Annotated in this window: 22 protein-coding genes and 1 pseudogene; 13 read left to right on the forward strand and 10 right to left on the reverse strand. The window is 45.3% G+C overall.

Annotated elements, in window-relative coordinates; genetic code table 11:
• The first annotated feature begins 266 nt into the window (after nt 1-266).
• The 10 genes from DMO16_RS16630 (at nt 267) to qoxD (ending at nt 10539) form a co-directional block, all read left to right on the forward strand.
• The gene (locus tag DMO16_RS16630) at nt 267-1460 is read left to right on the forward strand and encodes a glycine C-acetyltransferase (protein WP_061973229.1); all 1194 of its coding nucleotides are present in this window, start codon (nt 267-269) and stop codon (nt 1458-1460) included.
• Nucleotides 1461-1493: 33 nt separating this feature from the next.
• On the forward strand, nt 1494-2456 hold the full coding sequence (locus DMO16_RS16635; protein ID WP_129478699.1) for an L-threonine 3-dehydrogenase: 963 nt from the start codon (nt 1494-1496) through the stop codon (nt 2454-2456).
• Nucleotides 2457-2517: 61 nt separating this feature from the next.
• Nucleotides 2518-3732, forward strand: coding sequence for a DEAD/DEAH box helicase (locus tag DMO16_RS16640; RefSeq protein ID WP_074440582.1), 1215 nt, complete (start codon nt 2518-2520; stop codon nt 3730-3732).
• A gap of 24 nt (nt 3733-3756) precedes the next feature.
• Complete coding sequence (locus DMO16_RS16645; RefSeq protein ID WP_129478702.1) at nt 3757-4431, forward strand: response regulator transcription factor; 675 nt, start codon at nt 3757-3759, stop codon at nt 4429-4431.
• Nucleotides 4431-5672, forward strand: a complete 1242-nt coding sequence (locus tag DMO16_RS16650) for a sensor histidine kinase (protein ID WP_129478704.1) — start codon at nt 4431-4433, stop codon at nt 5670-5672. Before DMO16_RS16645 ends, DMO16_RS16650 begins: the two co-directional genes overlap by 1 nt.
• Before the next feature lie 77 nt (nt 5673-5749).
• Nucleotides 5750-6199, forward strand: a complete 450-nt coding sequence (locus tag DMO16_RS16655; protein ID WP_129478706.1) for a DUF2231 domain-containing protein — start codon at nt 5750-5752, stop codon at nt 6197-6199.
• A gap of 353 nt (nt 6200-6552) precedes the next feature.
• Nucleotides 6553-7533, forward strand: coding sequence for a cytochrome aa3 quinol oxidase subunit II (gene qoxA / locus DMO16_RS16660; protein WP_082635850.1), 981 nt, complete (start codon nt 6553-6555; stop codon nt 7531-7533).
• Nucleotides 7534-7551: 18 nt separating this feature from the next.
• Nucleotides 7552-9495, forward strand: a complete 1944-nt coding sequence (qoxB, locus tag DMO16_RS16665) for a cytochrome aa3 quinol oxidase subunit I (protein WP_061973252.1) — start codon at nt 7552-7554, stop codon at nt 9493-9495.
• A gap of 14 nt (nt 9496-9509) precedes the next feature.
• Entirely contained in the window at nt 9510-10130 is a 621-nt protein-coding gene (gene qoxC / locus DMO16_RS16670) for a cytochrome aa3 quinol oxidase subunit III (RefSeq protein WP_061973254.1), read from the forward strand.
• Complete coding sequence (gene qoxD, locus DMO16_RS16675) at nt 10120-10539, forward strand: cytochrome aa3 quinol oxidase subunit IV (RefSeq protein ID WP_420889657.1); 420 nt, start codon at nt 10120-10122, stop codon at nt 10537-10539. The genes qoxC and qoxD overlap by 11 nt, the downstream gene beginning before the upstream one ends.
• Before the next feature lie 51 nt (nt 10540-10590).
• On the opposite strand, the gene DMO16_RS16680 is transcribed toward qoxD, so the two are convergent.
• The 6 genes from DMO16_RS16680 to DMO16_RS16705 form a co-directional block, all read right to left on the reverse strand.
• Nucleotides 10591-10875, reverse strand: coding sequence for a spore morphogenesis/germination protein YwcE (locus DMO16_RS16680; RefSeq protein ID WP_061973260.1), 285 nt, complete (start codon nt 10873-10875; stop codon nt 10591-10593).
• 274 nt (nt 10876-11149) lie between these two features.
• Complete coding sequence (locus DMO16_RS16685; RefSeq protein ID WP_129478708.1) at nt 11150-12421, reverse strand: glutamate-5-semialdehyde dehydrogenase; 1272 nt, start codon at nt 12419-12421, stop codon at nt 11150-11152.
• Nucleotides 12422-12432: 11 nt separating this feature from the next.
• Nucleotides 12433-13578, reverse strand: a complete 1146-nt coding sequence (gene proB / locus DMO16_RS16690; protein ID WP_082635851.1) for a glutamate 5-kinase — start codon at nt 13576-13578, stop codon at nt 12433-12435.
• Nucleotides 13579-13945: 367 nt separating this feature from the next.
• Nucleotides 13946-15739, reverse strand: a complete 1794-nt coding sequence (locus tag DMO16_RS16695) for a DHA2 family efflux MFS transporter permease subunit (protein WP_129478710.1) — start codon at nt 15737-15739, stop codon at nt 13946-13948.
• A gap of 11 nt (nt 15740-15750) precedes the next feature.
• Nucleotides 15751-16410 (reverse strand): HlyD family secretion protein, encoded by a 660-nt coding sequence (locus DMO16_RS16700; protein ID WP_061973269.1) that lies wholly within the window; start codon nt 16408-16410, stop codon nt 15751-15753.
• Complete coding sequence (locus DMO16_RS16705; RefSeq protein ID WP_129478712.1) at nt 16407-16856, reverse strand: MarR family winged helix-turn-helix transcriptional regulator; 450 nt, start codon at nt 16854-16856, stop codon at nt 16407-16409. Before DMO16_RS16705 ends, DMO16_RS16700 begins: the two co-directional genes overlap by 4 nt.
• A 268-nt stretch (nt 16857-17124) precedes the next feature.
• Here DMO16_RS16705 and DMO16_RS16710 point away from each other — a divergent pair, with 268 nt between their 5' ends.
• Nucleotides 17125-18681, forward strand: a complete 1557-nt coding sequence (locus DMO16_RS16710) for a phosphodiester glycosidase family protein (RefSeq protein WP_129478714.1) — start codon at nt 17125-17127, stop codon at nt 18679-18681.
• Between the two features lie 55 nt (nt 18682-18736).
• Here DMO16_RS16710 and DMO16_RS16715 read toward each other — a convergent pair whose 3' ends face one another.
• Complete coding sequence (locus DMO16_RS16715; protein WP_061973277.1) at nt 18737-19015, reverse strand: alpha/beta-type small acid-soluble spore protein; 279 nt, start codon at nt 19013-19015, stop codon at nt 18737-18739.
• Nucleotides 19016-19422: 407 nt separating this feature from the next.
• On the opposite strand from DMO16_RS16715, the gene msrA reads away from it, so the two are divergent.
• Nucleotides 19423-20397, forward strand: a complete 975-nt coding sequence (gene msrA / locus DMO16_RS16720) for a peptide-methionine (S)-S-oxide reductase MsrA (protein WP_277873761.1) — start codon at nt 19423-19425, stop codon at nt 20395-20397.
• Nucleotides 20398-20492: 95 nt separating this feature from the next.
• On the forward strand, nt 20493-21539 hold the full coding sequence (fni, locus tag DMO16_RS16725) for a type 2 isopentenyl-diphosphate Delta-isomerase (protein ID WP_061973282.1): 1047 nt from the start codon (nt 20493-20495) through the stop codon (nt 21537-21539).
• On the opposite strand, the gene DMO16_RS16730 is transcribed toward fni, so the two are convergent.
• The 3 genes and pseudogenes from DMO16_RS16730 to DMO16_RS24965 form a co-directional block, all read right to left on the reverse strand.
• Nucleotides 21523-22137: a DUF3298 and DUF4163 domain-containing protein gene (locus DMO16_RS16730; RefSeq protein ID WP_164988944.1), complete on the reverse strand. Its 615-nt coding sequence runs from the start codon at nt 22135-22137 to the stop codon at nt 21523-21525. The genes fni and DMO16_RS16730 overlap by 17 nt on opposite strands.
• 17 nt (nt 22138-22154) lie before the next feature.
• On the reverse strand, nt 22155-22604 hold the full coding sequence (locus tag DMO16_RS16735) for a staygreen family protein (RefSeq protein ID WP_061973286.1): 450 nt from the start codon (nt 22602-22604) through the stop codon (nt 22155-22157).
• A 122-nt stretch (nt 22605-22726) separates the two neighbouring features.
• A pseudogene (locus tag DMO16_RS24965) lies at nt 22727-23067 on the reverse strand (NADP-dependent oxidoreductase); the annotation flags it as partial.

The raw sequence follows: 23067 nt of genomic DNA on the forward strand, positions 1-23067 counted from the left end.
TTTAAATATCACCGCCAGCATAACCTTCATGCCGGCGGTTTTTTGCATTCACCGATAAATCCTTGAGAAACGGGGAATAAAATAGTAGACAGAGAAGTGTGAATATTGTCCACATGATGTAAACAAAATCGAAATATGATAATATAATTTAAGAACGAGATACTTATCATCACTGACTAAACTCTGAATAAAAGTGTCTTTCTCACGTGTACATTTGTTCAGACTCACATAACATATTTTTTTTATCCATGAAAGGAGAGTAAATTATGTCAAGTCATGTACTGGACCAATTTTTACAAGAAAACCTTGGAGATTTAAAAGAAAAAGGGCTTTATAACGTGATTGATCCGCTCCAAAGTGCGAACGGACCGGTCATCAAGGTTGGCGGAAATGAACTGATCAACCTCTCTTCCAACAACTATCTTGGATTGGCGACGGATGAGCGCCTGAAGAAGGCTGCCAAAGAGGCCATTGAAGAATATGGTGTTGGTGCAGGGGCAGTGCGTACGATCAACGGTACGATGGAGCTTCATTTGAAGCTTGAAGAAAAGCTGGCGGAATTCAAACATACGGAAGCCGCGATCGCTTATCAGTCCGGTTTCAACTGCAACATGGCTGCCATCTCTGCTGTCATGGATAAAAATGACGCAATCCTTTCTGATGAATTAAATCATGCCTCCATTATCGACGGTTGCCGTTTATCAAAAGCAAAGATTATCCGGGTGAACCATTCCGACATGGACGATCTTCGTGCGAAAGCGAAGGAAGCCAAGGAATCCGGCTTATATAACAAAATCATGGTCATTACGGACGGTGTTTTCTCCATGGACGGAGATATTGCCAAACTGCCTGAAATCGTTGAAATTGCAGAAGAATTTGACCTGATTACGTATGTGGATGATGCCCACGGTTCTGGCGTGCTGGGCAATGGCGCAGGAACGGTAAAGCACTTTGGGCTGTCCGACCGAGTAGATTTCCAAATCGGTACACTTTCAAAGGCAATTGGTGTGGTCGGCGGATATGTGGCCGGCAAGAAGGATTTAATCGACTGGCTCAAAGTCAGAAGCCGTCCATTCCTATTCTCCACCTCCCTTACTCCAGGAGATGTGGCCGCTTGTACAAAAGCCATCGAAATCCTGACTTCCAGCACAGAGCTGCAGGAACGTCTTTGGGAAAACAGCAAATACTTAAAACAGGGTCTTGAAAAGCTCGGTTTTGATATTGGGAACAGCGAAACACCTATTACACCGGTAATCGTTGGGGATGAAGTCAAGACGCAGGAATTCAGTAAAAAGCTGAACGAAGAAGGCGTATATGCGAAGTCCATTGTTTTTCCTACCGTACCAAGAGGGACTGGCCGAGTAAGAAATATGCCTACTGCCGCCCATACAAAGGAAATGCTCGACCAAGCTCTTGCCATTTACGCAAAAGTCGGCAAGCAGATGGGGATTATCTCCTGATCGCACAACCGGCGTAGATTTGGAGGAATGATGATGAAGAAGATTCTGATTACAGGGGCGCTTGGCCAAATCGGTTCAGAGCTGGTCATGCATGCCCGTAACATATATGGAAATGACAATGTTATTGCGACAGATATCCGAAAAACCGACAGCGCGGTCGTCCATTCGGGACCATTTGAAGTGCTGGACGTTACCGATCCGCAAGCGATGGCAAGCATTATGAAAAAACATCAGGCAGATACCATGATCCACCTTGCAGCCCTGCTCTCTGCCACTGCAGAAGCAAAGCCTTTGCTCGCGTGGAACCTGAATATGGGTGGACTGGTGAATGCGTTGGAGGTGGCCAAAGAAATGAACTGTCAGTTCTTTACGCCAAGCTCCATTGGCGCTTTTGGCCCGTCTACACCGAAGGACCAGACACCGCAGGATACGATTCAGCGTCCAACCACGATGTACGGAGTCAACAAAGTAGCTGGCGAGCTGCTCTGTGATTATTATTATCACAAGTTTGGACTGGATACACGGGGTCTTCGTTTCCCTGGGTTAATTTCATATGTAACGCCTCCTGGGGGCGGAACAACCGATTATGCGGTCGAAATTTATTACGAAGCGGTACGCAAAGGAAGCTATACCTCTTTCATTGATGCAGAAACCTACATGGATATGATGTATATGCCGGATGCCTTGAATGCGATCATCAACCTGATGGAAGCAGACCCTTCCAAGCTGATACACCGCAATTCGTTTAATGTGTCGGCCATGAGCATCGAACCGGAACAAATCGCAGCATCTATCAAAAAGCAGATGCCTTCCTTTAGGATGGATTATGATGTGGATCCAATCAGACAGGCAATTGCCGAAAGCTGGCCCAACCATATCGATTCATCTGCTGCTGCCAATGAATGGGGCTTTAAAACAGACTATAATTTAGATAAAATGACAGCAGATATGCTGTCAAAGCTTACTGATAAGCTGAACAACAAAGTGGCAAATTAAATACTAAAGAAAAAGGAAGCCTGAACTGGCTTCCTTTTTTAGAACGGAAAGGAGTACATAAATGGCTGATTTTAACTTCATGCATCTGAACCAGCGGCTTTTGGAATCACTGAAGAACCAGGGGATTTACGAGCCGACGCCGATCCAGGAACAGGTTATCCCTCTTCTATTGGAGGGAACGGATGTGATCGCCAAGTCACAGACCGGAACAGGGAAAACCATGGCATTTGCCTTGCCTGTTCTGCAGCGGATAGATCCAAAAGTCAAAAATGTCCAAGCATTGATTGTGGCACCAACAAGAGAACTGGCCATCCAGGTGGCGGAGGAAGTAAGAAAATTAAGTGAACCGATGGGCATTGATGTTTTATCCGTGTATGGAGGACAGGATGTAGCCGCGCAAATCCATAAGCTCGGCGGAAGCGTGCAGATCATTATTGCTACCCCAGGCCGCCTTCTGGACCATGTCAGGAGGGGCACAGTGGATTTATCGCAAGCCTCCATGCTTGTTCTGGATGAAGCCGACCAAATGCTTCATATCGGATTTCTTGAAGACGTGGAAGAAATTATCCGGCAGACATCCAAAGAGCGCCAAACGATGCTTTTTTCCGCTACAATGCCTCCTGAGATTGTGAAACTGGCAGAAACCTATTTAAACCACCCGAAAGAGATTTCCGTACGAAAAAAGGAAATCACCGTGAAAGAAATCAGGCAGCGGGTTATAGAAACAACCGACCGCTCCAAGCAGGATGACTTAAAAAAACTGCTTCGGATGCACCGGCCGTATCTGGCAATCATTTTTTGCCGTACGAAACGCAGAGTGAGCAAATTGTATGAAGCCTTGAGGGAAGCCGGGCTTGAAGCGGACCAACTGCACGGAGATCTATCACAGGCTAAGCGGGAAGCAGCAATGCAGCGCTTCAGGCAGGGAGAGACCCGTTTCCTTATTGCAACCGATGTGGCTGCACGGGGACTGGATGTCGAGGGCGTTACTCATGTGATTAACTATGATATTCCCCATGATACCGAAAGCTATATCCACCGGATCGGACGTACAGGGCGTGCAGGCAGCAAGGGGCTGGCCATCACCCTGGTTGCTCAAAAGGACCGAAAGTATCTGGAGCTGATTGAAAAAGGAATCCGGCAGCCGATCCAAAAGCAAGTTCTGGAAAAGCCGGAACGGAAGGATATCATCTCACCAGAAGCGAAAAAAAATGGGCAGAACCCCCGTGAGCCATATCAATCAAGCTTTAAAAAAGGCAAAAGGCCCCGGAGGTAATGACTCATATGGGAGCAATGATCTATGAAAGTTTTATTGGCTGAAGACGATCGCCGTCTCGCCCGTCTGGTCATAAAAATGCTTGAAGATGAAGGATATCGGCTCGAGTGGTGTGAAGATGGCGAAACCGCTTTGTACCGTGGCATTGAAGAACCTTTTGATATTATGATTTTAGATTGGATGCTTCCGAAAAAAGACGGAATTGCTGTCTGCCGTGAACTGCGGGAAGAAGGCTATAATGGCGCCATTCTTATGCTTACTGCAAGGAATCAGGTGGATGACCTTGTTCTCGGATTTGAATCGGGTGCCGACGATTATCTGGCAAAACCTTTTGAGTTCAAGGAGCTATTTGCCAGGCTGGCTGCGCTGGGCAGAAGACGGACATTTCAATATGAAGAAAGCTGGATGGAAATCGGGGATTTACGTCTCGATATTCAACGCCATGTGCTAAAGCGAAAAGATGAAACCATACAGCTGACGCCAAAAGAATTTCAGCTTCTTGAGTTGTTTGCCCGCCATAAAAATCAGGTGCTGACACGAGAAGTTATTCTTCAACATGTTTGGGGAGCAGAAAGTGACGTGACGATGAATACACTTGAAGCATTTATCAAATTATTGAGGAAAAAGCTGGATCCTTCCGGCAAGAAAAAATACATTCAAACCGTCAGGGGAATCGGTTACCAAATGGTGAGAGACTGATGCTGCAACAATTGAGACGGAAACTGACATGGAATTACAGCAGCTGGTTCTTTATTACGCTGTTTATTATTTTTGTACTGTTATATTTTTTAGTAAAAGGCATGATGTTTGAGACTGCCAGAGAGGACATCCAGGATATTCTTCATTACGAGCTGAATAAAGACAAGGCTTCAGAGCTCAATGAAGATTCTGTAACACAGGATCAAGGTTCACCCTATTATTCAGTAGTCGTAAAAAACGGATCCGGTAATTCAACAGGAAAAACGAATCAGGCGTTTAACCGATTTGTTCAATCCAAATCATGCTGTTCCCGGAAAGGCAAACTCGCAGAATTAAACGGAAAGAACGGCCATGAGAAACAGCACATCATCTATGCAAGTGCACGTCTGAATGAGAAAACGGTCCTGTATGTCGGAAAAAACATCAGTGGCGTCCATGAAAAGGTGGAGCGCTGGTTTTTCCTGCTTTCCCTTCTGGGTCTGGCGGTCTTTATTTTATCCGTCGTCATGGGAGAACGACTGTCCAGAAAAGCGTTAAAGCCGGTGATTCAGAATATGGAGAGCCAGAAAAAATTTATTGCTGATGCTTCCCATGAACTCCGGACACCCATAAGTATCTTTTCTGCTTCACTTGAAGTATTGGAAAAAGAGGAAAAAAGCAAGATGTCGTCTTTTTCCAAGGAAACGCTCAATGAATTAAAGGAAGAGGTTCATCAGATGAAAAACCTGGTGTCTCATCTCCTGACGCTGGCCAAAGACCAGGAACGGCAAGAAATTCATAAAGATTCGTTCTCGATTAATGAGCTTGCAAGGAAAATGGCCAGTCAATATGAGCGGCTCTCTCAAAGCACACGAACTGTCAAAGTGATTGCCCCTACTGAAGATCTTATAGTGGAAGCGGACAGGGTGAGAATTAAAGAACTGCTTCAACTATTGCTCGATAACGCGCTTAAATACTCTGACGCGGGTTCTCCAGTTGAAATCAGGCTTAAAGCGCAGGCAAAGAATAATTTGGTGATTGAAATAAGAGACGAAGGAGAAGGCATTCCTTTTGCGGATTTGCCTTATCTGTTTGACCGTTTTTATCGAGTGGACAAGGGAAGGTCCCGGACACAGGGCGGGGCAGGTCTTGGTTTATCGATTGCTAAAGAAATCACCAGTCTATATAGAGGAAGCATAGAGGCCGAAAGCCAGCCGGGCAAAGGCACTACCTTCAGAGTAGAGCTGCCGGTCCTGGCGTAATATATAATGTTTTTTTCAGTTTAATTTCAGTTTCTTTGTGTATGTTAAAAAAAAACACAAGGGAGCTGAAATTTTTAATGCTATCTACTCCGCTTCATCCATTGTTAGTTCACTTCCCTATTGCCTTGCTTATCATTGGTGTGATTGTACAGATCATCGCTGTTTGGAAGAAACCATTTTTTGACCGGCTGGCATTATTCCTATTCTCGACCGGCTTTTTGACAGGAATCCTTGCTTATGTGTCAGGAGACGGGGCTGAACACTTTTTAAGAGACCAGGCAGGTCACAGTATTGAGAGTGAGGTTCATATTCATGAAACCTATGCACTGGTCACTCTTTTTATTTTTGGAGCTGTCGTTTTGCTAAAACTGGTCCATATGTTTGGATTCATTAAGCCTCTTTTACCGCTGGTGCTTGTCCTTTCATTAGCCGGTGCGGTTACATTGTCTCTTACAGGGCATTACGGCGGCAAAATGGTATACCATCCGGAATCCATTACTTCTGACTCTTCGCCCGCCAATAAATAAGGGAATGATGGGAAAAAAATAAGACCTAAGAATGGAAAAACTTAAGTGTTGAAATTATTTTTCGGAAGTGGTTTAATATGAAACGCAGAGGGAAATAACATAGTTAGAACTTAAATGAGTCGCCGTAGACGGCGGCTTTTTCTTTTCTTGCGTATGGAAATAATTCGGAAATGGAAGCGTAAGAAGGAAATCCCAGAAATATGAACATTCTTTGAAAAATATGTGATGAAGTCGTGAAATTTAGTTGAAGAACTTATGACAGTTTATAAAAGGGTATCTATTTTTGGTGGGAATTTGGTATTATGTGAACAAAAGCACAATGTTAGTTATTTTGCAGTGAGAAACCTCACACGATGTTGAAAGGAAGGAAGGTGGGCCTAGTGTTTAAGCGGTTTAAACCGTTTTTTGCGTTGGGACTTTTGCTGTCCGTTTTCTTCTTGGGCGGATGCAGCAATTATATAGTTCTTGATCCGAAAGGGCCTGTTGCTGCGCAACAGAAGGATCTTATTCTTTACTCTATTGGGTTTATGGCACTTATTTGTGTTGTGGTTTATGTCTTATTCACAGTCATCGTTATTAAATACCGCGACCGAAAGAACGATGATAACTTTGAACCGGATCATCATGGAAGCAAAAAGCTTGAAACGATCTGGACAGTTATTCCGATTTTGATTATTATCGCTCTTGCTATTCCGACGGTTACATCGATTTATGATCTCGAGAAGGCGCCGGTTTCTGCTTCAGGCGAAAAGAAGGAACCTCTTGTCATTACTGCTACAGCAGTAGACTGGAAATGGATCTTCTCCTATCCGGAGCAGGGCATTGAAACGGTCAACTACATTAATATTCCAAAAGACCGTCCGGTTCAGTTTAAATTGACCTCTGCAGATTCAATGTCTTCATTCTGGGTTCCTGCACTTGGGGGCCAAAAGTACGCGATGCCAGGTATGGAAACGAAATTATACTTACAAGCCGACCATACCGGAACATTCTCCGGCAGAAACTCGAACTTTAATGGTGAAGGATTCACTCACCAGATTTTTGATGTGCATTCTGTTTCACAAAGTGATTTTGACAAATGGGCAAAAGATACGAAGAGCAAGGCGCCTAAGTTGTCTAAAAAACAGTATGATCAGTTAATGCTTCAAGGCGAAGCAAAAAAGATGACATTCTCATCCACACATTTAAAATGGGTAGATCATGCTAAAGATAGAGACTATGCAGTGAAGACCCGTGAACGCTTAGGAGTAGTTCCGCAAAACCCGCACGGTTCAAAAGCGAAAGATGCGAATAATCCGGAACAAGACTCTCATGGGGTATCTCATTCTCATTAATAGAGGAGGCACAAAATTATGAAATGGGATGAATTTTTTGTTACCGGTGACCCGCTGATTTATGGTGCGGACGTTTCCATCGGTTTAACAGTAATCGGAATTCTATTTTATCTGACATATTTTAAAAAATGGCAGTGGCTATGGAGAGAATGGCTTACTACCGTTGACCATAAGAAATTAGGAATTATGTACATCGCTTCCGCAGTGCTCATGCTGTTCCGTGGCGGTGTCGATGCTTTGCTTATGCGTGTGCAGCTTGCTACACCGGATTCCAAGTTTCTGGATGCACAGCACTATAACGAAATTTTCACAACACATGGTACGATCATGATCATTTTCATGGCCATGCCGTTCTTGATTGGACTTATCAACGTTGTTATTCCGCTTCAAATCGGAGCACGTGACGTGGCTTTTCCATATTTGAATGCCGTCAGTTTCTGGACATTCTTTATTGGTGCCATGCTGTTTAACATTTCCTTCGTTATCGGGGGATCACCATCTGCCGGCTGGACCAGCTATATGCCGCTTGCCGGTAATGAATTGAGTCCCGGGCCTGGCCAAAACTACTACTTGCTCGGACTGCAGATCGCGGGGATTGGTACCCTGTTAACGGGTATTAACTTCCTTGTCACAATTCTTAAAATGCGTGCACCTGGTATGACATTGTTCAAAATGCCGATGTTTACCTGGTCAGCATTGATTACTATGATTATCATCGTGTTTGCGTTCCCTATTCTTACTGTGGCGCTTGCGCTTATGACATTTGACCGTTTGTTCGGTGCCCATTTCTTTACCCTTCAAGGGGCTGGAATGGATATGCTTTGGGCCAACCTTTTCTGGTTATGGGGCCATCCGGAAGTATATATTGTTGTCCTTCCTGCTTTTGGTATGTTCTCAGAAATTATCAGTACTTTCTCACGCAAAGTACTTTTCGGTTACAAAGCAATGGTTTGGGCGATGGTTATTATCGCCGGTTACAGCTTCTTGGTTTGGGTTCACCACTTCTTTACCATGGGTCAAGGAGAGCTTGTTAACTCAGTATTCTCCATTACAACAATGATTATTGGTATTCCTACCGGGATCAAGATCTTCAACTGGCTGTTCACGATGTACAAAGGTAAGATTTCCTTTACGACACCAATGCTTTGGTCACTTGGCTTTATCGTAAACTTTGTAATCGGTGGGGTTACAGGCGTCATGCTTGCGATGGCTGCAGCTGACTACCAGTACCATAACACGTACTTCCTGGTTGCCCACTTCCACTATGTATTGATCGCTGGTACCGTATTCTCATGTTTCGCAGGACTTATTTTCTGGTATCCGAAAATGTTTGGTTACAAGCTGAACGAAGCGATAGGAAAATGGGTATTCTGGGTGTTCAACATTGGCTTTAACGTATGTTTCATCCCTCAGTTCATTCTGGGTCTTGACGGAATGCCGCGTCGTGTTTACACATACAGCGCTGCATCCGGCTGGGGAGGCTTGAACATGCTCTCCACTGTTGGTGGATTCTTGATGGGTATCGCGTTCTTGATTCTTGCTTACAATTTTTACTACAGCTTCCGTTATTCAGAACGGGAAAATACAGGCGACTCTTGGGGTCTTGGACGTACGCTTGAGTGGGCAACCACTTCTGCCGTACCGCCGCATTATAACTTTGCGGTTACACCGACCGTTACTGCCATGGATCCGTTGATTCAAATGAAACGGGACAAACAAGATGTTAAACCGAAGATTGAGGATATTAAAAAGATTCACATGCCGGACAATTCAGGAGTTCCATTCTTCATGGCTTCCTTCTTCTTTGTCGCAGGATTCGGTTTAGTGTTTGAATGGTATTGGATGGGTATTGTTGGTTTGATCGGTGTGTTTATTACCTTGATCATCCGCTCATTCGATAAAAACGAAGGATATTATGTAAGTGAAGAAGAAATAAAAGAAACTGAACGGTTAACCGTTTAAAGGAGGCGTGAACAATGGCACATGCAGAAGTACACGATCATAACACGCCTTTAGAATATCAGTCAGAGACCGGGCGCTTAAACATCCTCGGTTTCTGGGTTTTCCTTGGGGCGGAGATTGCGTTGTTTTCGACGCTGTTTGCAACATACCTGGTTTTGATGTACAGAACAGCCGACGGCCCTACCCCACATGAGCTTTTTGAATTAAAAGGTGTGTTGATTGAAACTTTCCTTCTACTGACAAGTAGTTTCACGTGCGGTATTGCTATTCACGAAATGCGACGCCGCAATCGAAAAGGTTTATTTATTTGGATGATCATCACATTGGCCTTGGGTGCAGGATTCCTTGGCTATGAGATCTACGAGTTTGTAACCTATGTGCATGAGGGCGCTGCTCTTGGAACGAGCGCATTCTGGTCCGGTTTCTTCGTTATTGTAGGAACACACGGACTGCACGTAACAATGGGTATCGCTTGGATTACCTTAATCTTGATACAGGTGGCAAGACGGGGACTAACACCTCAAACGTCTGCTAAAGTCTTTATTTCAAGTCTTTACTGGCACTTCCTTGACGTGGTGTGGATCTTTATCTTTACCGCCGTGTATTTAACAGGGATGGTGTTGCATAATGGCTAATCCACAAGATTCACTTTCCAGAGAGCATGGCGGAATTCCGTGGAAACACGTGATTGGATATATTTTGTCCATTGTTCTTACAGCACTCGCTCTTTGGGTGACGTTTGAAACCGGATTTTCCACCCGCACCATATTGATTATCATTTTTATCTTTGCCTTTTTGCAAGCGGCTCTTCAGCTTCTCATGTTCATGCATATGACAGAGAGCTCTGAAAAGAACAATACGCTTACGGGCAAGACACAGACAGGAAACATCCTGTTTGCGGCTTTCATCGCGATTGTTATCGTTGCCGGTTCTGTATGGGTTATGGGTGCAGGCCATGCGAAACATGATCACCATAAGATGGAAATGGATCATGATATGAAAATGGATGGCGACATGAAAATGGACCACGGTGATCATAAATAAGAACACAGAAAAGCACCTTGCAGATTCTGCAAGGTGCTTTTTTATATGGTTTTATTTAGACTCACGGTACAATCTGCGTCGTTCACGCTCACGGCGGATAAACGGAATCGCATAGATCCTGAAGGCCGCTACATGGGCGAACACGACGTTTGCAACGAATACAATATTAAATATCAGATGTGCTAAAGGATTTAAATCTCCCATAACGTACAGTCCTACATACAGCCACATGACCGCAATAAATGGAATCTGCCATAAGGCAAGTTTTCTATGATCATGCCATAGGAATAACGGAGTAGCAGTAGCAACGAAAAGATAGACAACATAAACATCCATTATAATCAGCTCCTTAAAATTGTGACAGCGTTTCCAATTGTGTCGAAGTTAGGTCTGTTTTGTGAACAATTTGTTACAGTTAGTATACCACATTTGAAAAAATTTACTACAGAAAAACAAAAAATTGGGACAAAATTTCTATATTTTCCTAAATGGATGGGAAATTCACTGGGACAATCGAGGGATTATTAACCTGTTCAGTCGTTAAAACCATCTGAAATTCCCACACGTAAAAAAGCATGGCGCCGATACGCCATGCTTTTTCTCTTCATTTTTATCGGATTTGTCCGTCGCCTGTCATGCAGTACTTGGTGGTGGTCAGTGCAGGTAAGCCCATAGGACCGCGAGCATGGAGCTTTTGGGTGGATATACCGATTTCAGCCCCAAAGCCGAGTGCAGAGCCGTCAGTGAAGCGTGTGGACGCGTTATGGTACACAGCTGCTGCATCAACGCGGTTCATGAAATTTGCTGCTGCACGGGCATCTTCTGTAACGATGGCTTCAGAGTGTTTTGTTCCGTAGCGGTCAATATGCTCAACGGCTTCATCAATGCTTTTTACGGTTTTAATCGCAATGGAAAGGCTGAGAAATTCCTCTGCCCATTCTTGTTCAGTAGCAGGAACGGCCTCGGAGAAAGTAGAAACGATGTGTTCATCACCATGGACCGTAATGCCTTGCTCCTTCAATGCACGTTCGAGTTCCTGCTGATTTGCGTCCAGCCAGTTACGGTGAACGATCAGTGTCTCTGCAGCATTGCATACGGCAGGACGATCCGTTTTGGCGTTAATCAGGATATTCAGCGCTTTGTTAACATCTGCTGTTTCATCGAAATAAATATGGCAGTTCCCCACTCCGGTCTCCAGAACGGGTACGGTGGCTTCGTTCACTACGGTATTGATGAGTGAACCGCCTCCCCGGGGGATAAGAACATCAATATGTTCCTTCATTGTAAATAGTTCAGCTGAAGCCTTTCTGTCGGTCGTTGCAATGAGCTGAGCCGCATCAGATGGTATCTTTGTTTTGGATAAAGCCTGTTGAATGACGCGGATGATCCCTTTATTGGAATTTAGAGCGCTTGAACCGCCCTTTAATACGATAGCATTTCCTGACTTGAGCGCCAGTCCTGTGGCATCCACCGTGACGTTAGGGCGTGCTTCATAGATCATGCCGATCACGCCCAGTGGAACACGCTTTTGTTCGACTTTCATGCCATTATCAAGTGTCCATTCACTTACAATCTCACCGATTGGATCGTTTTGTCCCGCAACCTGTCTCAGTCCTTCAGCAAAGTCGGCAATTCGTTCTTCCGAAAGGGAAAGACGGTCCATAAAGGCTTGGGTAAAGTCTTTTTCTCTGCCGTTTTGCAGATCTTTTTCGTTTTCTTTTAAAATGAAGGCAGCCTGCTGTTCCAGCTCGTCTGCCAGGATATGCAATGCTTCGTTCTTTTCCTGTTCAGAAAGGCCTGCCAGTGTTTTGGACGCCATTTGCGCAGCCTTTGCCTGTTCTTTTACACTCAAATGGGTTACTTCTTTTTCTAAAATACTCATCAAACGCCTCCTTATGATAGTAGCGGTACAGCTAAACTGGTGTGGCATACAAGATCAGCATTGTTAATAGCTTCCTGAGGACCCACATCAATGATATCTGCAATTTCTTCCTTCGTATGTCCTTTAATCTTGATTAAGTCCTTCGAAGAGTAATTGCTCACGCCAAGTCCAATCTGAATGCCGTCCATATCTTTGATGCGCACCACTGCACCTTTTTTAAAATAACCTTCCACATATTCAATTCCTGTAGGGTACAAACTTTTATGCTCTGTAATCTCAGCTTTTGCTTCATCTGACACCACGATTTCACCTTCTGGACCTGAATGAAACGCGATCCATTGTCTTCTGACATCAAGATTTTCACTGTCCTCCTGCGGTGTGAAATACGTTCCTCTTGCTGTTTCCTGAACCGCATTATAAATAATGTTGGGTTTTGCAGCATCTCCGAGGAACGATGGAATACCGGATGCCATCGCAATTTTTACAGCGTCAATTTTTGAACGCATGCCGCCTGTTCCTACTTCACTTGCGGAATCGCCGGCTGAGGCCTCAATTTCCGGTGTAATCTCATATACCTCTTCCAATAATCGGGCATCCGGGTTATTTCTTGGATCTTCCGTATACAGACCATCAATATCTGATAAGATCAGAAGCTGGTCGGCATTGACCAGGCCTGATACTTTGGCGGAAAGGGTGTCATTATCTCCGAACTTCAGGCGTTCCACCGTAATCGTGTCATTTTCATTAATGATCGGCACGATGCCGCGGTCCAATAAAACATTTATGGTGTTCCTTGCGTTCGTGTATCGTTTTTTATCAGAAAAATCACTTCGCGTAATCAGGATTTGAGAAGCGGTATATCCGTGAGAAATAAATCTTTCCGAATAGGCTTCCATTAAAAGTCCCTGTCCGATTGAAGCAGCAGCTTGCTTTTCCGGAAGAGATGTCGGTCTTGAAAGACAACCGAGCTTTCGGTATCCGGCGGCCACAGCACCTGAAGAAACGAGCACTACCTCATGTCCGTCATCCTTAAGCATGACAATTTCGTCCACCAGGCGCTCCAGTTTTCTCCGGCTGATTTCACCATGACGGCTTGTTAAGGAACTGGATCCAATTTTTACGACAATGCGTTTATTTTTAATAGTAGATAGACTCAAAAACTTTCACTCCTCATGTGATCTTTTTCCGGTTCAAATAAGCAACGGTTACGAGTATAACGAAGCATGAAAATCGATACAACCAATCCCCACGAGAAAGTGTGGATGATCACCATAAAGGGAGGAATACGGAGGATACAGGATTTATTTTCATCATGGGGTGTGAGAGGACGGGAAGGAGGAGGAGGGGATGGATTATGTAAGGATAGAAATCGCGCAAAATGAAAAAATGTGGGTATTTTCGGAAATTTCAAGCAAGCGAAACCATTGTCGTGAAAGGGTTTTCACTGGTTTTTAAAAATTGAAGCTGGCTTTATGAAGGATAAAAAAAGAAACTGCCTCGAAAGACAGCTTCTTTTCATTGAATTTATTTTCCTGACGGTATAACACGCTTGATGAAAAAGGAGAGAACCAGGGCCACAAAGGCGATTCCTGTTGCGACGATAAAGGCATCGTTAATTCCATCGATCGCTGCCTGCTTTGCGGCTGTGCCGTAGATCACCTGAATCCCCAATGAACTTCCTGCGCTTGAAGGCAGTCCGGCCATCTGGGCAAGTCCCTGGCCCAAAGCACCGATTTTCTCTGAAACGATCGGATTGGAGGTGGTTACGACATTGGCGTAATCAGCTGTATGGAATTCCTGCCGGTTGGAAAAGATCGTTACCAGGAAGGCCGTACCGAGTGAACCTGCAACCTGTCTCATCGTGTTGGACGTTGCTGTACCATGGCTGTTTAAGTGCCGCGGCAGCTGGTTCATCCCTGCGGTCATTACGGTCATCATCAAAAACGACATACCAAACATTCGGGACACATACATGAACAAAATATGTCCATAGGTGGTGTCGGTCGAAAGATGGCTGAATTCCCATGTGGTGATTACCGTGATGGTCAACCCGATAATGGCCAGCGGGCGCGCACCGATCCGGTCAAACAACGCTCCGGAAATCGGAGACATAATCCCCATAATAATGGCTCCCGGCAATAATAGCAATCCGGACTCCAGTGGGGTAAATCCACGGATGTTCTGCAGATAAATCGGCAGCAGGATCATGGCTGCAAACATTGCCATATTGATGATCATGCTGATGACGGTTGTCAGTGCAAACACATCATATTTAAAGACACGCAAATTCAACATTGGTTTATCGGTGGTAAGCTCCCTCCATGTAAAAGCAGCAAGGGAAATTAACCCGATCATAATGGTAGATAATACGATGGTACTGGTCCAGCCTTCGCTTCCGGCTTCACTAAAGCCGTATAAGAGGGAACCAAAACCAATGGTAGAAAAGAGAAATCCTGCGAAATCGAACTTTGGATTCGATTTTTGAATAACGTCTTTCATCCATGCAAAAGCGATAATCAGGTCAATGACACCAAACGGAATGATGATGTCAAAGAGCAGTCTCCAGGAGTAATGCCCCACAATGTATCCTGAAAGCGTCGGGCCGAGAGCGGGTGCAAAAAGCATCGCAATTCCCATGGTCCCCATCGCCTGGCCGCGCTTTTCAATAGGAAACACAGTAAGAAAAACGGTCATCATAAGGGGCATGATAATACCTGCTCCAGCAGCCTGAACCACACGCCCCACCATTAACAAGCCAAACGACGTGGAAATGGAACAAATGACGGCTCCTGCTGTAAACAGAAACATAGCGGCGATGAACAGGGTTCTTGTTCCAAACCTTTCGATCAAATAGGCTGTAATCGGAATACATACCCCGTTCACCAGCATATACCCGGTGGAAACCCATTGAACGGTTGTAGCAGAAACATTCAGGTCATTCATGATGTGGGGAATCGCTACATTGAGCAAGGTTTGGTTCAAAATAGCGATAAAAGCCCCAAGCATCAGTACAGTCAGTATTCGCCCCACTGGAATGGGTTCATCCTGCTTTACTTTTTTAATGGTCTGAAGTGAACTTTCTTCCTGCCGCTTTTCGGCAGCGGACGTCACATATTCGAGAGCAGGTTCAGAGATCGCTGTATCTTCCAGAGTCGCATCAATCAGTTCGTTGGATTCATACGGATGGCCCGAAGCCCGCTCCGAAATATGGTCCTGCTCTTCCCATTGTTTTCTCCGGTTTGCACGGACCGCAATAAAGTTCACTGTCAGCAAAAGAACAATGGATATAAGGACATAGCCTATGATATAAATTGACATCGTCTCACCACCTACTTGTGGATCCGTACGGTTACATTCATTCCAGGAACAATATCAAGGCCAGAATAACTGTCTAACGAAATTTTAACAGGAATAACCTGGGTGACTTTTGTGTAGTTTCCAGTGTTATTTGAGCTTGGCAGCATGGAAAACGTGTTGGCAGTTGCAAGGCCAATCTCTTCCACTTTTCCTGAGAGTGTGTTGTTAGGGAACGAATCGACATAAACATCAACGTCTTGGTTTTTTTTCACATCGTCAATATCTGTTTCCTGCACGTTGGCTGTTACCCATAGGTTACCCATGTCATAAGCGTGAGCAAGCGGTGTTCCAGCAGCCACAAAAGAATCCTCCACAGCGGATTGCTGTACGATCGTTCCATGCTTTGGTGCATCAATTTTTACTTTGGACATTCCAGTTGATCCTTGGGAAGGAGCAGCAGTAATGGTTCCAATTTCAGAGCCTTTATTGAACTCTTTGCCCACTTCACCCTTCCAGTCTGTCAGCTTTCCGTTGGCAGGAGCTGCAATGGTTACCTGTTGGCCCGCTATTTGGGCATTATCTGTTTTGATGTAGTTTGCAGATTGGTTGTAATAGTAGTATGCTGCAATGCCACCACCGATTAAAATGATTAAAATAATTACGTTTAAGACCGCTAGACGGCGCATGTTCATGAATGGTTTTCCTCCTTGGTTGTTAAAATCGTCATGATTTGCTGATGAATTCTCAGCAGGTGGTCTTTATCTTCAGGGTCCATTTTTGTGATCTCCATAATCCTCTTTGTGAAAGAAGAATCATCTCCAGTAGCTTCCTGAAGCTTTTGTTCGCCATCCTTCGTTAGTTTCAGGGTAATGGCTCTTCTGTCAGCGGTTGATACTTCCCGTTCCAGCAAACCGTTGGATACCAGCCGGTCAACCACACCGCTCATCGTGCTGTTTGTTAATTTTAAACTGGCTGCAAGCTCCCTCAGGCCAGTGTTTGGTGAACGGTGGATTTTGTACAGCGCTTTTAACTGCACCACCGTCAATCCTGCCCTGTCAGCGTCTTCCTTCATCAGTGAGTATAAGGCTTTTTGTATTCGTATAAAGGAATCCAGCAGCTCATTGTTGAGCAGATTCATTAAACTATCATCCCCACTTTCTCATTTTGTGAACAGTTTGTTTTATTAATAGTTCGCATACCAACTATTTATGAACAAAATATATAATAAATGCTTGCCGATTGAATTGTCAATAAAAAACATTGCATACAAATTTTATTTTGCGCGATTTTTTTCAGGTTAATCTTTTTTTCACTTTTTACAAAGTTTTAACAGCCTGTAACGCTCTCTCCACAACCATCCGTTACACTTAACGTGAATTGACTAAAAAAGGAAAAGGGGTATAACTGTGAAAAGATTTGCGAAGAATCGAATGGGCCGTGTTGCTATGTTTATAAGCGTAATGGGAATCCTGCTTCCAGCTCCGCTTGCCAACGCTCAAGAAGAACCATTTACCACACCAAAAACCAAAGAGGTACAAAAACTGGAGAAGGGTCTTACATATACCAAGTCTGTATATGGGAAGGTGAGCGGCCCCTCTGGCTATATGGTCGATGCTGCGTTTACAGAGGACCAGGCTGAAGCCGGACAGCTTACAAAGGAACTGACGGAAAAAGGCTATAAGGCGACGGTCAAAACGCTGGCGGACCGGGCACAGGATGACCCTGAAAACGGAAAACCTCTGGGCTATCTCGTACGAACGGGCCCTTTCCAAAAGGAATCGGATGCAAAAAGCGAACAAAAGAAATTGGTCTCTGAAGGATACAGCAAATCGAAAGTAGTCTATATTCCTGAAGATGGGGAAGAATCCACAGGCCCATGGGCTGTACGCATTCTGGAGATAAACACCCGCCAATGGAATGGAAGTCTTAAGCCAGTACTGGGTCAAGGTGTCGTTCCCGGCAAGGAAAAGCTAAGTGATATGGCGAAAACCACACATGCTGTGGCGGGAGTCAACGGCGGTTATTTTGTCATGGGACCGCAGGATGGAACAGAAGGGGACTTGGCGGGGGTTTCTGTTATTAATGGAGACCTTATCAGTGAAGCGGTTAAAGGAAGAACCAGCCTGGTACTGAACCGGCAAAATCAAGCCAGCATCGCCTCTGTCAAGACCAAACTGACGATCAAAGGGAACAATGATACCAGGGCAACGCTCGATGGATTGAACCGGGTTCCGGGGCTTATCCGAGGCTGTGGCGGAATTGGTGACACAGAAACCGTTCTTCCCCGGCATGACTTTACATGTACGGATCCGGATGAATTGATTCAATATACATCTGCGTTCGGAAACAGGACACCAGAAGGACCAGGAACGGATGTCGTGCTAGATCGCAATGGAAGGGTGCTGGATGTCCGATTTTCACGCGGTACCAGCATACCGTTTGGCGGTTCAGTCATTGCCGGAACTGGAGATTCTGCTGATTGGCTAAAAGAGCATGCGGTGGCTGGAAAGAAGCTTTCAGTAAAAAAGACCGTTACGGCTGATAACAAAACTCTCCCATCGTCCGCGAAATATGGAGTGGTTAACGGCGGTCCAAGGCTGTTAAAGCATGGAAAAGTCTATATTAACGCCACAAAGGAAGGGTTTCATCAGCCCGTTGATCCTGAATTTTACTATCGTTTTGGCGAGCGGAGGAATCCACGAACCATCGCCGGCATCAAACCGAACGGAAATTTGCTTCTGGTGACGGTGGATGGCAAGAATCCCGGATATAGCATCGGGATGACGTTTAAAGAAGAAGCTCGATTAATGAAAGCACTGGGGGCAATGGAAGCAGTGAACCTGGATGGCGGGGGATCCACCACCATGAATGTGAACGGTGAGCTGGTGAATGATCCATCCGACGCAGCGGGTGAACGGCCAATCGGTGATGGCTTACTTTTACTGCCTTCAACCAACCAGTAACATGCAAAAAGGCTGAGCGCCTGGTCTTCGAATGGGGCCATGCGTCAGCCTTTATTTAATGTTGCTTGTTCAGATGCTGTTTCGCCTGTCGGATGAGTTCACTCACCATCCGGCCGCCGATCTGGCCGCCAACCGTTCCGGCCTGCTTGGCCGTCAGCTGTCCGTTGTAATCCTTTTGCATCGGCACATTCATGCCTTTTGCTACTTCATATTTAACCGCGTCGGGCTGGGACGGATCTACAGCATAACCAACTTCTTTCATTACCTTTGCCTTCAGCTGGTCCAGTGCGGGCCTTGATTCAGGTACTAAGGGCGTGCGGCTTCTTCTTGCCATGCATTTTATCCTCCTTACTTGCCGTTCTTGCCTCTAGTTTGCCCGTTTACGGGAAGTTCAACCGGGGTGGATTGGCTGCATATTAGAGACGCTAGAGACTCGATCGTTTCACTCTCTCACTACAACACAAAGAACGTGTTGTTGTTCAAGAGTTCCAACAACTTCGCTTTTAAACGGCCGCTTCAGCTTTTCCAACTATGATCCAGCTTCAGCGACCAAAAGCTCGATCGTTTCACTCTCTTACAAAAATACAAAAAGCGTATTTGTGTTCAAGAGTTCCAACGACTTCGCTTTTAAACGGTCGCTTCAGCTTTTCTATTTAAGCATTATTTTTTTAAAATGTGTGATACTTGTTTTATGATAGGGATAATGGGATTTAAGATTTCCAAAGAAATGGAGTGAGGTTTTTGGGTACTCAAGAGAATCAGCAGCTTGCTACGTTTGCGGGAGGTTGCTTTTGGTGCATGGTTTCGCCGTTTGAGGAACAGCCGGGCATCATTTCCGTGGTTTCAGGATATACGGGCGGCCACACCGAGAATCCGACGTACGAGGAAGTCTGCTCCGATACGACCGGACATTACGAGGCCGTGCAGATCACTTATGATCCGGATGTTTTTCCATATGAAAAACTGCTGACTCTTTTTTGGCAGCAGATTGATCCGACAGATCCCGGCGGCCAGTTTTATGACCGCGGCAATTCTTACCGCACCGCCATTTTTTATCATACAGAACAGCAGAAGGAACTGGCGGAAGCGTCCAAACAGGAGCTTGCCGAAAGCGGCCGTTTCCAGAAACCGATTGTGACGCCGATTCTTCCGGCATCCACGTTTTATGCAGCAGAGACGTACCATCAGGATTACCATAAAAAGAACCCTGCGCATTACCAACGGTACCGCAAAGGTTCAGGGAGGGAAGATTTTATCAAACAGAATTGGAGCAACAAACCAGACAAAAATGAACTGAAGAAAAGGTTAACACCGATTCAATATGAGGTGACCCAGAACGATGCGACGGAACCTCCGTTTCAGAACCCGTACTGGGATCATAAAGAAGACGGTATTTATGTAGATATTGTCTCAGGAAAACCGCTGTTCACCTCTCTTGACAAGTTTGATTCCAATTGTGGCTGGCCGAGCTTTACGAAGCCTATCCAGCAGTCGGAAGTTGAAGAGAAAAAGGACTTCAGCCATTTTATGGTCCGTACTGAAGTCAGAAGCAAATCGGCCGATTCCCATCTTGGACATGTGTTCAATGATGGACCGCAGGATAAAGGCGGCTTGCGGTATTGCATCAATTCTGCCGCATTGAGGTTCGTCCCGAAAAGCGACCTCGAAAAAGAAGGATATGGAGAGTACCTTTCCTTATTTGAAAAAAGTGAATGACGGGGAGAAACAGGCAGGTGAAAAACTGCCTGTTTTTCTTATGTTAAACCAGGGAAGTCTAGGAAGACACAGCGGTCCTGAACGGGGGAATGACGATGGATGAAAAACAAAATCTTACTGAAAAAAGGAAAACCGAGCACATTGATATCGCGCTGAACAAAGAGGTGCAAAGCCGAAACGTAACGACCGGATTTGAGAGGTATTCGTTTAAGCATAATGCGCTTCCTGAAATCAATTTCCGTGATATCGATCTTTCCACTGCCTTTATGAAAAAGGGCCGGCGTACCCCGTTCTTAATCAGCTCAATGACAGGGGGCACAGAACGGGCCTACCAGATCAACAGGAGGCTGGCCATGGCTGCCGAGAAAATGGGCTGGGCAATGGGTCTCGGTTCGATGAGAGCAGCGGTGGAGAATGAGGGTGTAGCTTATACATTTAACATACGAAAATATGCACCGACTGTACCGATTATCGCCAATTTGGGGGCCGTCCAGTTCAATTATGGCTACGGCACCAAGGAGTGCCTCCGGGCGGTGGAGATTGCCGAAGCAGATGCACTCGTCCTGCATCTCAACAGTATGCAGGAGGCCTTTCAGCCGGAAGGGGATACCAACTTTTCAGAGCTGCTCCCCAAGATTGAAGAGGTGGCAGCAAGCCTCCCCGTTCCAGTGGGGGTTAAAGAAGTGGGAATGGGCATTGATGGCGAGACCGCCAAAAAATTAAGAGAGGCAGGCATTCAGTTTCTTGATGTGGCGGGAGCAGGGGGAACGTCCTGGATTCAAGTGGAAAAGTACCGTTCAAAGAACAAAATGAGAGAGCAGGCAGCAGAAGCGTTTCAACAATGGGGACTGTCTACCGCCGATGCCTTGATTGAGGTACGAAAAGAAACCGCATTCGAAAATATCATTGCAAGTGGTGGTATGAAAAATGGAGTGGATGCTGCAAAAGCTTTGGTTCTAGGGGCTGATGTGGTTGGATTTGGCCGGTCCTTGCTGCCAGCAGCCGCTGATCAGGACGAGGTCGCTATCATTTCCAAGCTGGAACAGATTGAATTTGAGCTGAGGGCGGCGATGTTCGGAATCGGTGCTGGGACCATTTCTGATCTTAAAGCGACGAACCGGCTTCTTAAGATTGAAAATTAGTTTTTAGCTCCGGAATAAGAATGGAAGAAAGGCTTGTCAAAGGGATTGGGAACTCGGGAAGACCGATATAATACGGGGTGTACTCATAGCTCTGATAATAAATCACAAGATTTTTGGAGGTTAAAAAAAAGCGGTCGTCCTCTTTGACGCTTTCATATGGCTGAATGAGAGGAAACTGGTATTCCTTAAATTTTTTCTTGATGATGGAGGTCAGTCTTGTTTTGTAAAAGCTGTTCGATTTAAATAAATCGCTCAGCTTTTCGATTTTGCCCATATTAACATCCATGGTGATTGAATCCTGGAGGGTTAGGCCGTGTGCGGCTTCTTTCCAGTACGCGTAATTGGTAAAAACGATACTGAGCCACTTTCCCTGATTAAGCTTCACTTCAAAACTCCCTGTCATCTCCTTCAAATTTTTACCCTTGATCCCGTTCTCGGCCATCAGCCCAAAGACCTTATTCTTTATCGTGTTGTTCAGCTTGTTCTGTGTCTCCAAATTGGCAAGACCAATAATCTGAGGGTACTGAACATTTACATTATCGGTGTGGTGCTGTTGAATGAGCAGGTTGGTATAGGGATGGCGTTTTGGTTTTTGCACAGTCATCACCTCAAGCTTTATACATATTTTGAAATGGGGCCATAAGGTTTGAGCTGGCGGAATTCGGGATAGACCGATTCAAATTGAATATAGACAGGAGCTTCCTTGTATTCAGGGTGGGCGTCGAAAAAATAGCGGTCGCCGTATCGGAAAGCTTCAAGAACACGTGGCAACTCCCGCAAAAAGATCTCATTTCGTTGTCTGGCCACTGATTCGGTTGTATTCTCATCTGCAACCAGCACATAACCGTACAGCACTTTTTCGCGATTAAATGTTTTCCATTCGGCATATACTTCATCCCGCATCGGATTTGCGGTATCGTGGGCAAATTCAGGGCCAACCACTAAAAAAAGCTGGGCGGTCGTGTCGGAATGGGTCAGCGTGTAGCGGCGTGGGGATTTGGGGTCTGTCGGTGCGGCGTTTGGGCGGTATTGAACAAAAAGCTTTTTAGGATCAAGCATCTTCATCAATGTTCCTCAATTCCGTTTTTGTTCCAATGTATACAGAGGGAAGCCAAACGGTGAACTATTTCCCTAAAAAAACTTGCTCCAAATAAAAACGCCCCGGAAATGAACCGGAGCGTTACTAATTATGACTGGCTGGGTTCAGCCACTTTCACGAGCTGTTTTCCGAGGTTTTCTCCCTTGAACAAGCCCAGGAATGCATCGATGGTGTTCTCGAAGCCTTCAACGACGTTTTCTTCGTATTTCAATTTTCCTTCTTGCAGCCATTGTCCCAGCTGCTTTGCGCCTTCCCCAAATTGGGAGGCATAGTTGCTTACAATGAATCCCTTGATCAGTGCGCTGTTGATCAGCAGCTGCCCTTGAATGCGTGGACCCACGTCCTGTTTTTCAAGATTATAAAGGGAAATCTGCCCGCACAGCGGAATTCTTGCATATTTGTTCAGCAGGCTGATGACGGCATCCGAGA

The sequence above is a fragment of the Fictibacillus sp. S7 genome, from assembly GCF_004127935.1.
Classification (GTDB): Bacteria; Bacillota; Bacilli; order Bacillales; family Fictibacillaceae; genus Fictibacillus_C; species Fictibacillus_C enclensis.

What these genes read in the sequence shown, in the direction of transcription:
- DMO16_RS16630 (WP_061973229.1), top strand. Translation starts at nt 267, where the DNA reads ATGTCAAGTCATGTACTGGACCAATTTTTACAAGAAAACCTTGGAGAT.
- DMO16_RS16635 (WP_129478699.1), top strand. Translation starts at nt 1,494, where the DNA reads ATGAAGAAGATTCTGATTACAGGGGCGCTTGGCCAAATCGGTTCAGAG.
- DMO16_RS16640 (WP_074440582.1), top strand. Translation starts at nt 2,518, where the DNA reads ATGGCTGATTTTAACTTCATGCATCTGAACCAGCGGCTTTTGGAATCA.
- DMO16_RS16645 (WP_129478702.1), top strand. Translation starts at nt 3,757, where the DNA reads ATGAAAGTTTTATTGGCTGAAGACGATCGCCGTCTCGCCCGTCTGGTC.
- DMO16_RS16650 (WP_129478704.1), top strand. Translation starts at nt 4,431, where the DNA reads ATGCTGCAACAATTGAGACGGAAACTGACATGGAATTACAGCAGCTGG.
- DMO16_RS16655 (WP_129478706.1), top strand. Translation starts at nt 5,750, where the DNA reads ATGCTATCTACTCCGCTTCATCCATTGTTAGTTCACTTCCCTATTGCC.
- qoxA (WP_082635850.1), top strand. Translation starts at nt 6,553, where the DNA reads ATGTTGAAAGGAAGGAAGGTGGGCCTAGTGTTTAAGCGGTTTAAACCG.
- qoxB (WP_061973252.1), top strand. Translation starts at nt 7,552, where the DNA reads ATGAAATGGGATGAATTTTTTGTTACCGGTGACCCGCTGATTTATGGT.
- qoxC (WP_061973254.1), top strand. Translation starts at nt 9,510, where the DNA reads ATGGCACATGCAGAAGTACACGATCATAACACGCCTTTAGAATATCAG.
- DMO16_RS16680 (WP_061973260.1), bottom strand. Translation starts at nt 10,875, where the DNA reads ATGGATGTTTATGTTGTCTATCTTTTCGTTGCTACTGCTACTCCGTTA.
- DMO16_RS16685 (WP_129478708.1), bottom strand. Translation starts at nt 12,421, where the DNA reads ATGAGTATTTTAGAAAAAGAAGTAACCCATTTGAGTGTAAAAGAACAG.
- DMO16_RS16695 (WP_129478710.1), bottom strand. Translation starts at nt 15,739, where the DNA reads ATGTCAATTTATATCATAGGCTATGTCCTTATATCCATTGTTCTTTTG.
- DMO16_RS16700 (WP_061973269.1), bottom strand. Translation starts at nt 16,410, where the DNA reads ATGAACATGCGCCGTCTAGCGGTCTTAAACGTAATTATTTTAATCATT.
- DMO16_RS16705 (WP_129478712.1), bottom strand. Translation starts at nt 16,856, where the DNA reads ATGAATCTGCTCAACAATGAGCTGCTGGATTCCTTTATACGAATACAA.
- DMO16_RS16715 (WP_061973277.1), bottom strand. Translation starts at nt 19,015, where the DNA reads ATGGCAAGAAGAAGCCGCACGCCCTTAGTACCTGAATCAAGGCCCGCA.
- fni (WP_061973282.1), top strand. Translation starts at nt 20,493, where the DNA reads ATGGATGAAAAACAAAATCTTACTGAAAAAAGGAAAACCGAGCACATT.
- DMO16_RS16735 (WP_061973286.1), bottom strand. Translation starts at nt 22,604, where the DNA reads ATGAAGATGCTTGATCCTAAAAAGCTTTTTGTTCAATACCGCCCAAAC.